This window comes from Bacillus nitratireducens, assembly GCF_036320425.1.
In the GTDB taxonomy this organism is placed as follows: Bacteria; Bacillota; Bacilli; order Bacillales; family Bacillaceae_G; genus Bacillus_A; species Bacillus_A nitratireducens.
On record NZ_JAUMJO010000001.1, the window covers coordinates 330731 to 345053 of the forward strand.

Annotated in this window: 14 protein-coding genes; 3 read left to right on the forward strand and 11 right to left on the reverse strand. The window is 34.1% G+C overall.

What is annotated here, in order from left to right:
- Positions 1-131: 131 nt before the first annotated feature.
- The 7 genes from Q3V31_RS01785 to Q3V31_RS01815 all read right to left on the reverse strand — a co-directional run bounded on the left by Q3V31_RS01785 (position 132) and on the right by Q3V31_RS01815 (position 8126).
- Complete coding sequence (locus Q3V31_RS01785) at positions 132-1928, reverse strand: 6-bladed beta-propeller (RefSeq protein WP_329763056.1); 1797 nt, start codon at positions 1926-1928, stop codon at positions 132-134.
- 62 nt (positions 1929-1990) lie between these two features.
- Positions 1991-2986, reverse strand: coding sequence for a 3-oxoacyl-ACP synthase (locus Q3V31_RS01790; protein ID WP_329761864.1), 996 nt, complete (start codon positions 2984-2986; stop codon positions 1991-1993).
- Positions 2986-3402, reverse strand: coding sequence for a MaoC family dehydratase (locus Q3V31_RS01795; protein ID WP_000606188.1), 417 nt, complete (start codon positions 3400-3402; stop codon positions 2986-2988). Before Q3V31_RS01795 ends, Q3V31_RS01790 begins: the two co-directional genes overlap by 1 nt.
- A 4-nt stretch (positions 3403-3406) precedes the next feature.
- A complete protein-coding gene (locus Q3V31_RS01800; RefSeq protein ID WP_001161505.1) occupies positions 3407-4897 on the reverse strand; it encodes an o-succinylbenzoate--CoA ligase in 1491 nt (496 codons plus the stop codon).
- Positions 4898-4912: 15 nt separating this feature from the next.
- Positions 4913-5518: a TetR/AcrR family transcriptional regulator gene (locus Q3V31_RS01805; RefSeq protein WP_001290796.1), complete on the reverse strand. Its 606-nt coding sequence runs from the start codon at positions 5516-5518 to the stop codon at positions 4913-4915.
- A 130-nt stretch (positions 5519-5648) separates the two neighbouring features.
- Positions 5649-6572 (reverse strand): CobW family GTP-binding protein, encoded by a 924-nt coding sequence (locus tag Q3V31_RS01810; RefSeq protein WP_033656729.1) that lies wholly within the window; start codon positions 6570-6572, stop codon positions 5649-5651.
- A 117-nt stretch (positions 6573-6689) separates the two neighbouring features.
- Positions 6690-8126 (reverse strand): flavin monoamine oxidase family protein, encoded by a 1437-nt coding sequence (locus Q3V31_RS01815; RefSeq protein ID WP_329761866.1) that lies wholly within the window; start codon positions 8124-8126, stop codon positions 6690-6692.
- Between the two features lie 200 nt (positions 8127-8326).
- Here Q3V31_RS01815 and Q3V31_RS01820 point away from each other — a divergent pair, with 200 nt between their 5' ends.
- A complete protein-coding gene (locus tag Q3V31_RS01820) occupies positions 8327-9271 on the forward strand; it encodes an L-lactate dehydrogenase (RefSeq protein WP_000715316.1) in 945 nt (314 codons plus the stop codon).
- Positions 9272-9506: 235 nt separating this feature from the next.
- Positions 9507-9791 carry a YesK family protein gene (locus Q3V31_RS01825; RefSeq protein WP_001000120.1) on the forward strand — a complete coding sequence of 95 codons (285 nt, stop codon included), beginning with the start codon at positions 9507-9509 and terminating at the stop codon, positions 9789-9791.
- A gap of 45 nt (positions 9792-9836) precedes the next feature.
- On the opposite strand, the gene Q3V31_RS01830 is transcribed toward Q3V31_RS01825, so the two are convergent.
- The 3 genes from Q3V31_RS01830 to Q3V31_RS01840 form a co-directional block, all read right to left on the reverse strand.
- Positions 9837-10856 (reverse strand): AI-2E family transporter, encoded by a 1020-nt coding sequence (locus Q3V31_RS01830; protein WP_001006580.1) that lies wholly within the window; start codon positions 10854-10856, stop codon positions 9837-9839.
- A 189-nt stretch (positions 10857-11045) separates the two neighbouring features.
- Positions 11046-12656, reverse strand: coding sequence for an amidase family protein (locus Q3V31_RS01835; protein WP_071733866.1), 1611 nt, complete (start codon positions 12654-12656; stop codon positions 11046-11048).
- A 107-nt stretch (positions 12657-12763) separates the two neighbouring features.
- On the reverse strand, positions 12764-12898 hold the full coding sequence (locus Q3V31_RS01840; protein WP_000997340.1) for a hypothetical protein: 135 nt from the start codon (positions 12896-12898) through the stop codon (positions 12764-12766).
- A 184-nt stretch (positions 12899-13082) separates the two neighbouring features.
- Between Q3V31_RS01840 and Q3V31_RS01845 the strand changes: the two genes are divergently transcribed.
- Positions 13083-13502 (forward strand): GNAT family N-acetyltransferase, encoded by a 420-nt coding sequence (locus Q3V31_RS01845; RefSeq protein ID WP_000860619.1) that lies wholly within the window; start codon positions 13083-13085, stop codon positions 13500-13502.
- Positions 13503-13669: 167 nt separating this feature from the next.
- Here Q3V31_RS01845 and Q3V31_RS01850 read toward each other — a convergent pair whose 3' ends face one another.
- The gene (locus tag Q3V31_RS01850) at positions 13670-14272 is read right to left on the reverse strand and encodes a nitroreductase family protein (protein WP_329761867.1); all 603 of its coding nucleotides are present in this window, start codon (positions 14270-14272) and stop codon (positions 13670-13672) included.
- Between the last annotated feature and the right edge of the window lie 51 nt (positions 14273-14323).

Below are 14323 nucleotides of genomic sequence, written 5' to 3' on the forward strand. Positions count from 1 at the left end.
TATACATGTATCTTCTCCGATTTCCATTAAACACCTTTACAATTTCATATAAATATTTTATTCCTACCTATACCGCATTCCCAAACTATTAAACTTCTATCCTTTCTAACAAGCATTTTGAGTCTCCAATATTAATTAGCTTTCTTAAAAAATTGAATTCTTTGGAGTAAACCATCTGTAATAATGATATTCCCTTGACTATCCACATCTATTCCTTGTGGTGAGAAAAACTGCCCTGACATACCATTAAAACTTCCAAAAGACTCTAAAAAATCCCCATTTTCATTGTAAATATTCACACGATTATTAGAAGTATCTGTGACATATACCGTATTATTTATATCGATTTCAATTCCTATTGGCAAAAAAAGATCTCCTGGACCCTCTCTCCAATTTTCTAGTGGATCTAAGTTTCCAGCTCCATGATTTGTACCCCATTTTGTAAGAAAATTACCCTCATTATCAAATTTTTGAACCCTATTATTAATCCGATCAACAACATAAACATTATCTTTTGAATCAATTGCTAATTGCATAGGTTGAAAAAACTCTCCCTCTCTACTTCCTTTTCTCCCCCATTCTTTCATATATACAAAGAATGGATTAAATTTTTGAATACGATGATTTTCTGAATCAGCTATAAATATGTTTCCTTTACTATCAATAGCTATTCCAGATGGAAATTGAAAAAAACCTGGTAATACTCCAAATGAACCATATGAAGCAAGCGCTATCCCTGAATTGGTGAATTTTTGGATACGATGATTTACAGAATCAGATACATACACATTATTGTAACGATCCGTTGCAATCTGTCTTGGAACAAAAAACTGTCCTGGAAGACTTCCGAACCCAAGTGGCCCACCAGTACCACATAAACTTCCCCACTTAGCAACAATCTTCCCAGATATATCATATTTCAAAATTCGATGATTAAAAGAATCAGATACAAAAACATTTCCATTCGTGTCTCTTTCGACATCATAAGGTCCTGCATATTGTGTATTTCCATTCCTTTCATTACCTATGGTTTTCTTCATTACCGCTGTTAGGCCTACCTCATTATATAAAAGTACACGATTATTTCCCGTATCTGTTATATAGATATTCCCTTTACCATCCGGAAAAACTTGATTAGGATAAACAAACTGAAAAAAGTTACCTACTGTATATAAAAATTGATCTTTATTTGTAAATTTCATTATCCGATTGTTATATGTATCTGCTACATATAGCGATCCAGATGTTGAGTCAAAATTTATTCCTCTTGGATGGTAGAATTGATATGGGCCTAAACCTGCAATTCCTGTTCCGATTACTCGCTGAAACTCCCCTTTTTTATCAAACACTTGAATACGATTGTTATATGTGTCTGCAATATAGACCTCGTCTTGTTTATTTATCGCAATTCCTTGTGGTAAAGCCATTTCTCCATTCGCCTTTCCATAACTCCCTATTGTTTGAATATACTGCCCATCCGGGCTATATTTTTGAATACGATGATTGTATTCATCCGTAATATAGTAATTGTTATCGCTATCTACTGCAATTTCCCTAGGAAACGAGAACTGCTCACTTCCTTTACCTTTTGTGCCCCAACTTTTAATAAATTGAAACTCCTCATTAAATTTTTGAATACGATAATTCGCTGTATCCGCAACTAAAATATTACCTTCTTTATCAACAGCAATACCAAATGGCATATTAAACTGTCCCGGACCTTCACCTAAAGTTCCTATAGCATCAACAACTTCTCCATTCTTATCTATTTTCAAAATCCTATTATTCCCCATATCAACAACATACAAAAATCCTTTTGCATCCCTTGCCATCGCCACTGGTGTCCTTAGTAACTTAGAAGTATCTAGCTCACTCCCCCATGATTTCACATATTTTACAGCAGAGGCACTTCCTACAGAAGCAAACATCCCTAGACTCACAATAACAATGAAAAAACAACATATAATTTTTTTGATAAAATCCATGCTTACTACCATCTAATCACAGTAGCTGCCCAAGTATACCCAGTACCTGCACTAACCACTACTGCAATATCTCCAGGCTGTAATTTCCCTTGCTCATTTGCAAAATGAAGACCTATACATGGGTCAAGCGCTGACATATGTCCATAATGATCTAAATATACAACTTGCTCTTCTACTAAGCCCAGCCCCTGTAACAATTCTATTAGCATAGAGCGTTTTGTATGCAGTGGTAACAATACTTTAATATCTTTAGGAGTAAATCCACTTTTTCTTAACGCCTCCCGAATAACCTTATCAAAATTAGGGGTTGAAATGGGATCTAAACGTTCTTTCATACTAATAGGATCTATTACATCAATATAATGTTGTCGATTCTCAACTGTATCATAGCTCGCAACCTGCTTCGATCCACCAGCTGGAATACGAACATCGTCATGAAATGAACCATCCGTTATAATCGCACTGCCTAATATTTCACCGTTGCTAGCTCCCTTTTTTACTAAAGCTGCACTTCCGCCATCAGCAAAATTAAACATAAAACGTGAGCGTGGATTATCATAATCTACAATTTGAGATTCTTTACATCCACCTACTAATAATATATTTTCAATTGATTTATCAGAGTAGAGCATATCCTTTGCAACTTTGAGAGCGATTGGAAAGCAAGAACTAACATTCATAATTTCAAAAGCATAAGCATTTTTCAATCCAAGTTCATGCTGAATTTTTGGGGCACTAGACCATACGTGGTAATCTTTATGTGGACTGCCAAAATAAATGACTACATCAATAGATTGAGGATCTACTTGTAATAATATTGACTTTGCAGCAGCAATAGCTAAATCTGATGCATGCATCGTTTCGTCTGCGACATGTTTTTCATATAACCCAAACTTTTCTATAATAATATTCTCAGGAATACCTGTTTTTTTAGATAAATCTGCGGCCGTCTCTACGTCTTTTGGGAAGAAAACACCAGTTGCTTCAATCCCAATTCTCATTAGACAATTCCTCCTTTTTTTGGCACCATCATAGTCGCTACACCCGTTAACACTAAATCTCCTTTTTGGTTATGACACTCAGTTAACAATTTCAAAACTCTCTTTTCTATCATAAATTCTTGTACTGTTGCCGTAGCTGTAATCGTATCTCCTATAAAAACTGGCGCTGTAAATTTAATAGTTTGTTCCATATAAACGGAACCCTTTCCTGGTAAATGAACACCTAACAATTGTGATAATAAACTAGACGTTAATAAACCATGTGCGATTCTTTGATTAAATCTAGTTTGTTTTGCATACTCATGATCAATATGAATTGGATTAAAATCCCCGCTCAAACCCGCAAACAATACAAAATCCGTTTCTGTTATTGTTTTACTACATGATGCCTGTTGACCGGAACTATACATAATCATCCCTTCACCTACTTTTCAGTTGATTTGCTAACTGTGCTTTTTGAATTTTACCAGTTGCATTTTTAGGCAATTCCTCTAGAAACACAATTTCTTTTGGAACTTTATATTTGGCTAGAAATAAACGACAATGATCAATGACTTCCTTTTCAGTTAATACACTGCAACTCTTTTTCACAATAAAGGCGATTGGAATCTCTCCCCACTTTACATGTTGTGTACCAATTACTGCTACCTCACATACTTCTGATAGTTTATTAATAACTTGCTCTACTTCAAGGGGATAAATATTTTCACCACCGGAAATTATCATTTCTTTTTTTCTACCGACAATGTATACAAAACCATCTTCATCAACTTTAGCTAAATCTCCCGTATATAACCAACCATCTTGAATCGTTTCTTCTGTTGCATCTGGCCGATTCCAATACCCTTTCATTACATTTGGTCCTCTTATTAGTAACTCTCCAACTTCACCAATCTCAACTTTATTTTTGTTTTCATCAATAAGTACATAATCACAAAACAGAACAGGTTTTCCAATTGAGCCTACTTTACGTCTTGCATCTTCTTCTGAAAGCATAAATACGGTTGGTGATGTTTCAGTCATACCAAAGCCTTGACCAAATAAAAATCCTCTATCTATAAATTCTCTCATCAACTCTTCTGGACATGGTGCACCACCGTTATAAAACCAGCGAACTGATTGTAAATTTGTAGTTTCAAACTTTGCGCAATTAATTAATGCTTGGTGAATTGTAGGTACTCCCATTACAACAGTCACTTTATATTTTTCTATCATAGAAAGAGCTATGGTTGGCTCAAATTTTCTCGGAACAATGATTATTCCACCTGCAAATAAAGTTGGAAATGCGAATAAACCAATCCCACCAATATGAAATAAAGGCAATAACACAATGGAGCGGTCATGAACAGTTAGGTCAATCGCAAATGTATTATTAAGCGCATTCCAAAACATATTCTCTTGTGTAAGTACAGCTCCTTTCGGTTGTCCTGTTGTCCCCGAGGTATAACATATAATAAAGGATGCGCTTTCATTTATCTCTTCAAAGTTGTCAATTTTTCTATCTTCTATTTCTTTTAAACTTTTAATCGAAATAACTCTTTGTACATATGTTACATTCTGCATTAACAGTGCCATATTTTGAAATGTTTCCTCTACAAATAAAACTGTAGCTCCACTATCTTTTAACTGAAATATAAGTTCATTTTCTGTTAACCGTATATTCAGTGGAACAGCAATACATTCTACCTTTGCTATAGCAAATAAAAGTACAATATATTCCAAGCTATTTTGTGATAAAATAGCTATCCTCTCTCCTTTTTGCACATTTAAGTCGTAAATTAAATATGCTGCTACTTTACTTACATACTCATGTAACTGTTTATATGTCATTTCCTCCTCTTCTGTAATAATGGCAATGCGATCTGGATGTAAATAGGCCCGTTTTTCAATCCAATAAGCAATGCCTTGCATATTTTCCCCACTCCCTTATCTCTTTCTCAATCCTTCAAATATTAATGACATCGCTGCTTCAAATACATCTTCCGGAACATCTTTCTCTTCCCAATAGCCCCATCGCATTCCTAAAAATTGACCAATTGACATAAGACAATACGCAATTGTTTCTTTATCAAGTTGTTTAAATTCTCCCGCTTCCATGCCAGCCGATAAACTTTTTAAAAATCCATTTGCGAGCTTTGCATAATACCATCTATATAAATTATCATCAACAACTACCGCCTGTTGTACAATGTTATATAGATTAGGACGATCTTTCACCCATCGAAAAAAGGCCTGAAAACCTCTTCTTTGTGCCTCTTCATAACTTGATATCCCCTTCATTTCTTCTTTAATAATTAAGCGTAACTCACGGTTCAATCTGCGAATCAATTCATCAAATATATCTTTTTTAGATGGAAAGTAATTATAGAAAGTTCCGTGCGCTACCGTTGCTTCTTGTGTAATATTCACGATAGAAGCTTCGTAATATCCTTTATTACCAAATACCTCTTCTGCAGCACACAATAATTTCTCTCTCGTTTCTAACCCTTTTGTTGTTAGGTTTTTTACATCCATTATTATTTTTTCTGACACCTGAATCACCTCTTAGATTTGATTATAAATATATTTATGAATTTTTCAATTATTTTCATTAGACAAAATCCGCAAGCGTTTTTCTACATACAAAAAAGGACTAACTTATTTTGAAGTTAGTCCTTTAATCTTAATTAGAATTAAGTTCTACTTTCTCTAACCCCTCAACCAATTGCTTCTTATCTAATCCTTCCCCTATTACTACCAAGTTTGTCGGGAAACCAAAATCCTGCTCCAGTAAAGTTGGTACGCCAAACGAATATTGGAATAGATGAGGGTATTTATCTCCATGGAATTTCACAAAACCTTTCACTCGATAAATACTATCTGGTAAATTCGAAAGCCATTCATATAATTTGTCTTGATCAATTGATTTCGTAAATTGATACGTCATTGTTTGTATATGTAAATGCTGTTTAACATGAAGTGTCTCGTGTTCTCCATCACTCATAAATTCAGCTTCTTCTATATCCTTTAAAGATATATTACAATACTTTGTTTCATACAACTTCGCATGATTATTTATTGCTTTTACATCTTCGAATACTTTACTTTTATCTTCCTCTGTTAATAAATCTGATTTATTAATGAGAATATGACTTCCATATTTCATTTGCTCATGTAATAGCTGTTGTACATTTGCACTTAATATACTTCGGTTTAACCATCTTACTGCATCTAATACGACTACTATAGATTTCACTTCAAGGAAAGGAGCTAAAATTGGTGATACACATGCATCTAACACTTCAATTGGATGTGCGACGCCTGTTGTTTCTATATAAATTACATCCGGTCTTTCTTGTTGATATAGTGAATGCAATTGTATTTCAAGCTCTTCTTTTAACGTACAACAAATACATCCTTTCAGAAGTTCCTTTAACACATTCTCTTTTCCAATAATATCTGTATCTACCGAGTATTCACCGATTTCATTCATCAAAACTGCAACTTTTCGATTTTTCTTCTTTTCTGCTAATAATAAATTTTGCAGCAATGTTGATTTTCCGCTACCTAAAAAACCACCTAATATATGAATTTCTACTTTACTCATTTGACCGACCATCCATTTCTCTACTTCAAATTTCTTCAAAGCGTAATTATTACGATTTATACTTATCATTTTATTAAAAGAATACTTATTTGTAAACAAAACTGCTAGATTATCGTTTCATTTTCCATTCACTTCATGAGCAACTCTAATTCCAGACTCGATTGCTCCCTGCATCCATCCATGTGTTAATGTCGTATGTTCTCCTGCAAAGTGCACTCTACCCGCTGGCGGCGTAATATATGGAAACAATTCAAGCTCTTGCCCTGGTTCAAAAGCTGTAAATGCTCCGCAAGAATACGGATTTTGACTCCAACTAAAAGATTTTCCCGCAACATACTCACTATAAACCACATTCCCATAAATTTGCGCTAAATTTTTCAACGCATAACGAATACGTCCTCTATTCGGGAGACTATCCCATGTTAATGCCTCATCTGCCCACGTATAGCTTACTATAACGATAGATGCCCCTGGTGACTGAATGCCATAGCTCGGATAATATGTAAAGCGGATAGGTAAATCTGTAATTGACTTACCACCATATTGTCCTGCTCTTTCCCAAAATCTACTTTTAAACTCTATCGCAATTTTAGTTGAAGCAATATAATTCAATTCACGAATTGCCCGTCTTTTATAATAAGAGAATAAATGATACGGCTGGACTTCTACAAATCGCAAAGCTGAAAATGGAATTGTGACAATAGCGATGTCACCAGTTACTATACATGAATTTAACGTTTGTTCATGTGTTACTTGCATCATTACTTTATTATCTTCCTGTATAATTTTTTCTACTTTATACGGCATAAAAATATTATCCTTTAGCTCTGGTAAAAATGAATTTGGTAATACGTCCATCCCGCCTGTTATCTCATAATATTTCGTCGTTGAAGTGAAAAAGATCATTTCGCGTAATACTTCAATTAAAGACATTCCCATGTATGCTTCCATATCAAGAAGTACTCCGATCATATCTATTGCCCCATCTGAATAATACTCGGTTAAAAACGAACCGAGCGAATATGTTTTATACTTTTTTTCAACAATAATCCAGTTTTTATTAGGATCTTTCTTAATATAATTAAGTATCGGTTCCAATACCTCTAACATTAATCCTTCTGCCGTTTTCCCCCTTTCTTTATCTAAAACTGGATATCCAAGTACACTTGGGTCCTTTTCAAACACATCCAATCTCGTTCTTTTGTTATTCGTATAAATTATATCTGAAGAAGTTTTATTAATAAAAAGGTTTAACGGTAGTTTAAATTTACGAATGTAGGCTAAAGTTAAATCATGAGTATCCGGAATACGCATAGGGCCTGCGTTAAAATATAACCCTGCGCTAAATGGTTCACGAATCGTATACACCCTGCCACCTATTCTGTTATTCGCTTCTATAATCGTTACCTCGTGTCCAGACTCTTTTAATAAAGATGCTGCAACTAATCCAGACATCCCTGCACCGGCAATTGTAATCCGTTTGGGGTTATTTGTTTTGGCAAGCCCTTCATGAATAATTTGAAGCATTTCTTCCATCGATAATGGATTCCCCATGCCAATTCCCCTTTTATGAAGGATTTTACTGAATTATATTCTTTTAACAGGATTCCTATGTTTCATTCAAGCAATTGAGCGGATACATTTTCAATTACTTGAATATCTTTTATAAAATGTAATAAAATAGATATGAAACTTTAGAAGTAAGACGTATTATCTTACATAATAAAATTAATGAAATTGCGAGGAATTTTGAAATGAAAAAAGGTATTAACCGTGTTGTATTAGTAGGAACAGGAGCAGTTGGGTGTAGTTATGCTTACTGCATGATTAACCAAGCTGTAGCTGAAGAATTTGTTTTAGTGGATGTAAATGAAGCCAAAGCTGAAGGAGAAGCAATGGATTTAAGCCATGCGGTTCCTTTCGCACCAGCTCCAACAAAGGTTTGGAAAGGTAGTTATGAAGATTGTAAAGACGCAGATCTTGTTGTAATTACTGCTGGGTTACCACAAAAACCAGGTGAAACACGCTTAGACTTAGTTGAGAAAAACGCTAAAATTTTCAAGCAAATTGTTCGTAGCATTATGGATAGCGGATTTGATGGCATCTTCTTAATCGCAACTAACCCTGTAGATATTTTAACTTACGTAACTTGGAAAGAGTCTGGATTGCCAAAAGAACGCGTAATTGGTTCTGGTACAACTCTTGACTCAGCTCGTTTCCGTTATATGTTAGGTGAGTACTTCGATATTGGGCCTCATAACATTCACGCTTATATTATCGGAGAGCACGGTGATACAGAACTTCCTGTTTGGAGCCATGTATCAATTGGCATTCAAAAACTAGAAACGCTTCTTGAAAAAGACAACACATATAACCAAAAAGATTTAGATGATATTTTCATAAACGTGCGTGATGCAGCTTACCACATTATTGAACGAAAAGGTGCTACATACTACGGCATCGGCATGTCACTGCTGCGTGTTACGAAAGCAATCTTAAACAATGAAAACAGCGTATTAACTGTATCAGCATACCTTGAAGGTCAATACGGCCAACAAGATGTTTATATTGGCGTACCTGCTGTCTTAAACCGCGGAGGCGTTCGTGAAATTTTAGAAGTTGAATTAAGTGAAGAAGAAGAATTAAAATTCGATCACTCTGTTCAAGTATTGAAAGAAACAATGGCTCCTGTTCTTTAATCATATATTTTAATCAAAAAAGCAATCCAATTTATATTGGATTGCTTTTTTATATTTTTACAGTTCCCCCTCAATTTAAACGGTAATATTATCTATAATAAAGTGAAACTTTAATCAGCCCTCACCAATCGGGCGTTTACGGACAGTTTATCTCCCACCTAACTTCTTTGCTCCACCCGAATTTTGAGGTGGGAGTTTTACTGCCCGTTAATGCGGGATAGAAAGGAGTGATTTTATGAATGATTCTTGGACAATTGTCATCCTCTTACTAGCTGTATCCGCATTAATACTTTTTCTCTTTTTAATCATCCGAACATTATTTCCAGCCAAAAAATATGATAAGAATCTCGGATTGATTCTTATCATTTTAAGCTTATTAGCAATACCAATCAGTATCTTCCTTATAGGAGGATGGGCAGGTATGGGGGTCGGCATAATCGCGGTGTTTATTTTTACTGCTGTTATTATAGCTTTAATTGCAAATAAATTTATAAAACTACCTCCTCCAAAGAAAAAATAAGAAATAACCGATGTTTTCTCCAAAAGACAACATCGGTTATTTCTATCACTTATTACTTTTAATCGATTTATCATTATTTACGTCAAGTACATCTAATAAAAAGATAAAGATCGGTATCCCGATAATAAGCCCCCATATTCCGAGGAAATGCTCTGAAAAGATGAGAATCATAAATGTATAAAAGACAGGCAAATTCGTTTTTGCAGACATAAATTTTGGATTTAAAAAATAACTTTCAAGAGCATGGATTATTGTAATGAATACTAGTATGTATACAACATACATAACTCCACCGACGTTATAGGCAATGATACAAAGTGGAAACAGGGAAATAATAACACCAGCAACTGGAATCAAACCGAGTAGAAAGACCATGACAGCTAATACAAGGAGCTGTGGAAATCCTAAAATGACCAGTGCGATTACAGTGAGCACACAATTGACCACCGCAATTAAAAACTGTGCTTCAATCACCTTTCCAAACGATCTTGCAAATCTTTCGCCGAAATATGCAATCTCCTCATAAAAAATCTTTAATTTACTATCTTTAAATTTAGACGTGAACGAAATAATACGCTCTTTTTCTAATAAGAAAAATAAGCTTAGAATAAGAGACAATAGTATTTGCAAACTTACCTTTCCTATGTTTGCTATTGATTGATAAATGACATCCACACCTTGTTCAATATATTTTGATACTTCCATTTCATTAATTGCTGAAAGTACATATCTAATCATCTCATTATCAGGTGGATGCTGAAAAAACAATTTAAATTGATAAATCAATTGTGAAATTTGTATCGTTAGTACCGGTAAATACTTATACAATGTTGTGACAATAAAGGTCACTAATATTATATATAAACAAGCAATAACTACCTTCCTATTTACTTTCAACTTCTTTGAAATAAAACGTTGAAACCGATCCATTAAAAATGTCAGTATAAACGTAATCAAAATTAAATTGATCATACTTTTTAATCCATATAATACAAGCACTAATATTATTAAAACGAGAAACCGTTGAAACCCTCTACTTCGAAAAAAATTTTTCACTTCATTCATTAAGATTTAACCTCCCCCTTCAATGGATGGAAATTGGATATATTGCAACACACACTTATTCATTGTAATACTATTACATTTTATGAGCTTCTATAGACAATCTTTCTTACTAATTGGGAAGAATCCTTTTTTTCTTTTTTATTGTCGGATTTTTTATCTAATACTTTTCTAAAAGCTACTTTTTCAACTCTATATTTTAGGAGATCGTCTATTTTTAGATTGCTGTTCATACGCATATCCAATATTAAAAAGTTCTTTTTCACCAAACTGTTTCCCAACAAACACTACGCCTACCGGCTGACCATCAGAATCATACCCTGCCGGCACTGCTAATTCTGGATAACCAGCCACAGCTGATAGAAGAACTTCATCGTTATTAATCATCACAAGAGCATCCAAACCTTTTTCTACTAAATACCTATCTAGCTCTTTTCTTGCATTTTCTTGGCTCGTTTGAACTACTTTTTCAAACTCATCTTTCGTTATAGCAGATTTTTCAGACCCCTCAATTAATGTTTGTCCATATTTCATTCGTCTTTTACTATCTTTTTTATTAAACGCTATAATCTCTTCTAACGATTTTACAGGCACATTTTTTTGCTTCGAAAGATAGTCGTTAACATTATGCTTGAACTCATATTCTAATGTTTGCAGATTATCTACACCCTCGCTGTTTAACTGAATATCATCAGTCAATATCGCACCTGCATCTTGAATGTCTTTTCTAATCTTTTCTGCTACTGCTTTTCTATTTTCATCTTGTTGATCTACAGAAAAAAGAATCCCTATCTTTTTCCCTTTTAATCCATCTATCGATAAATCATTCGTATAATTTATTCTATCTCTATCTTTCATTTTTTCTGTCATAGCATCTTTTTCATCATAACTTACCATTGTATTAAATAACGTTGCCGCGTCTTTTACCGTTCTTGCCATAGGCCCTGCAGTATCAAGCGTTTCAGCTAACGGAATAATTCCAGTTCTACTAATCATACCTAAAGATGGACGTAATCCAACTACTGATTGCTGAGATGCTGGTGCTACAATTGATCCAGTCGTTTCTGTGCCAATCGCAAGCGGTGCAAAATCTGCTGCAACTACTGTAGCAGATCCAGAACTTGATCCCGATGTATCAAACGTAATCGGACCGTATGGATTTAAATTTTGTCCTTTTTTCCCGCTATACCCACTTGGCATTGTAAAGGATAAATAATTTGCCCATTCAGACATATTCGCTTTTCCTAAAACAAAAGCACCTTCTTCTTTCAACTTCTTCACGATCGTCGCATCTTCATCTGCAATCCAATCTTTTAATACATAAGTTCCTGCGCTTGTCGGCATCACTTTTTCCGTTTGTATATTATCTTTTACAATGACAGGAATGCCATATAAGTTCGATTTCTTATTTAACGCTCTCTCTTTATCTAGCTTTCGTGCTACTTCCATCGCATCAGGATTAATCTCTGCAACAGCATTTAATGATATTCCACTTTGGTCGTGTTCTTGTATTCTAAAAAGATAAATACTCGTCAATTCTTCATATGACAATTTTCCATCATCGACCATTTTTTGAAGCTCATCCACAGTCGCATTTACAACTTCTTTTTCTTTTATCTTTATATTATCTATGTCGATCCCTTTAAGCTGATTATGTATCGGTTTTAACACTCTGCCTTTATCATATACAATACGTTCAGGTTCCTTCGGAAAATAATTTTTATACACGTAATATCCTCCGGCACATGCCACTAGGACCATACCTCCAGCGATAGACAACGTTATTTTCACCCATTTTTTCATGTTGTTTCCTCCACTCTAAAAGTTGCTCATTTATATAAAAAAGAGAGTTACCTTTTACTTAACTCTCTCCAATCAAAATGCTAAATGAAAAAATGAAAGATTTCAATCTAATTACTTCTTTTTTGCATTTGCTTCGCTAATAATTCCTTCACTTGATTATACGTTAATCCTGAATCTTTATTTAAACGTTTTACTTCCTCAACATCAGTACCTACTACTGTATATTTTTTCTCATCATTCATTTTTCCACTTCCCTTCTTACTACGTTATTTCTTATATTTTTCCCCTAAACTCTTATAAATTAACACAAATACAATTAAGGACACTGTACGAAACTCAATGGATAAAGGCAGTTACGTAAGAGGAAAAGATAAAAAAATGTCGAATTTATATACTTGTTGAATTTAAGGACTTGGAGGTTACATTTTGAAAACATATGAGTTTAAACATAACATTCCAACATTAGAAGAGTATAAATATTTGTGTGATTCTGTTGGATGGACTAATTATATGAATTTTGAAGTAGCGGATACTTCACTGAAGCATTCTATTCACTGCATCACAGTCAAAGATAATGAACAAATTATCGGCATGGGGAGAATTGTCGGCGATGGATCTATCTATTTCTATATTCAAGATATAGTGGTTCATCCAGATTATCAGAAACATGGTATTGGGAAAGAAATCATGCATCGTTTAGTTGCATACTTAAATGAAAATGCACCTGATAAGGCGTTTGTCGGTTTATTTGCATCACAAGGTAAAGAATCATTCTATGAAAAATTTGATTTTAAAGATTACTCACCAAACATGACAGGGATGTTTACTGTCATTTCAAAAAAATAAGCATATAGATTATTGATTGTACGGAAAGACATCGATTCATATGGAGGAAATTGTTCTTGCAGTAACATTTTCCACAATCGAGTTTAAACATTACATACGAAAGGACAGTACATATTAGCCATATGTACTGTCCTTTCATTTATTTAACTCTGTATATATTAAATTTCTTAATAAAATTTCACTACATCTTCAGTAGGTAAGAATGTTCTTTCTCCTGGTTGTTCATTTGGCTCACCAAATGGCATTTGTCCTACTAAACTCCACTCTGCTGGAATGTTCCATGTTTCTTTCACTTCAGCATCTACGATTGGATTGTAATGTTGTAATGATGCGCCAATTCCTTCAGCTGATAATAACATCCATACAGTATGTTGTAACATTGCATTTCCTTGATGAGACCAGAATGGGAATTGATCTCTATATAACGGTGCATTTTCTTGCATTTTTTCTACAGTTGCTTGATCTTCAAAGAATAAAACGGTACCTACACCTGCATGGAAACCTTTTAGTCTTTCTACAGTCGCTTCAAAGTTTTCTGCTGGTACGCGTGATCTAAGCGTTTCTTTTACGATATCCCAAAACTTTTCATGTTCTCCATCCATTAATACAACCATACGGCCACTTTGCATATTGAAAGAAGTTGGTGCATGTAAAGCTGTTTTTAATACTTCTTCAATTCTTTCCTTTGTAATTGCATCATTTTTTGTTACTTTACGAATTGAACGACGGTTCACGATTGCTTCTTTTAAGTTTGTTGTAGTTGCTGACATTTTAGTTCCTCCAAATATTTGTTTTATAATTTATTTTGTTATTTCATAACA

Excerpts from the sequence above, each read along its gene's own strand:
- Q3V31_RS01825 (WP_001000120.1), top strand. The coding sequence starts at position 9,507 with ATGAATGATTCTTGGACAATTGTCATCCTCTTACTAGCTGTATCCGCA.
- Q3V31_RS01800 (WP_001161505.1), bottom strand. The coding sequence starts at position 4,897 with ATGCAAGGCATTGCTTATTGGATTGAAAAACGGGCCTATTTACATCCA.
- Q3V31_RS01850 (WP_329761867.1), bottom strand. The coding sequence starts at position 14,272 with ATGTCAGCAACTACAACAAACTTAAAAGAAGCAATCGTGAACCGTCGT.
- Q3V31_RS01785 (WP_329763056.1), bottom strand. The coding sequence starts at position 1,928 with ATGTTTGCTTCTGTAGGAAGTGCCTCTGCTGTAAAATATGTGAAATCA.
- Q3V31_RS01840 (WP_000997340.1), bottom strand. The coding sequence starts at position 12,898 with ATGAATGATGAGAAAAAATATACAGTAGTAGGTACTGATGTTGAGGAA.
- Q3V31_RS01835 (WP_071733866.1), bottom strand. The coding sequence starts at position 12,656 with ATGAAAAAATGGGTGAAAATAACGTTGTCTATCGCTGGAGGTATGGTC.
- Q3V31_RS01810 (WP_033656729.1), bottom strand. The coding sequence starts at position 6,572 with ATGAGTAAAGTAGAAATTCATATATTAGGTGGTTTTTTAGGTAGCGGA.
- Q3V31_RS01815 (WP_329761866.1), bottom strand. The coding sequence starts at position 8,126 with ATGGGGAATCCATTATCGATGGAAGAAATGCTTCAAATTATTCATGAA.
- Q3V31_RS01820 (WP_000715316.1), top strand. The coding sequence starts at position 8,327 with ATGAAAAAAGGTATTAACCGTGTTGTATTAGTAGGAACAGGAGCAGTT.
- Q3V31_RS01795 (WP_000606188.1), bottom strand. The coding sequence starts at position 3,402 with ATGATTATGTATAGTTCCGGTCAACAGGCATCATGTAGTAAAACAATA.
- Q3V31_RS01790 (WP_329761864.1), bottom strand. The coding sequence starts at position 2,986 with ATGAGAATTGGGATTGAAGCAACTGGTGTTTTCTTCCCAAAAGACGTA.
- Q3V31_RS01830 (WP_001006580.1), bottom strand. The coding sequence starts at position 10,856 with ATGAATGAAGTGAAAAATTTTTTTCGAAGTAGAGGGTTTCAACGGTTT.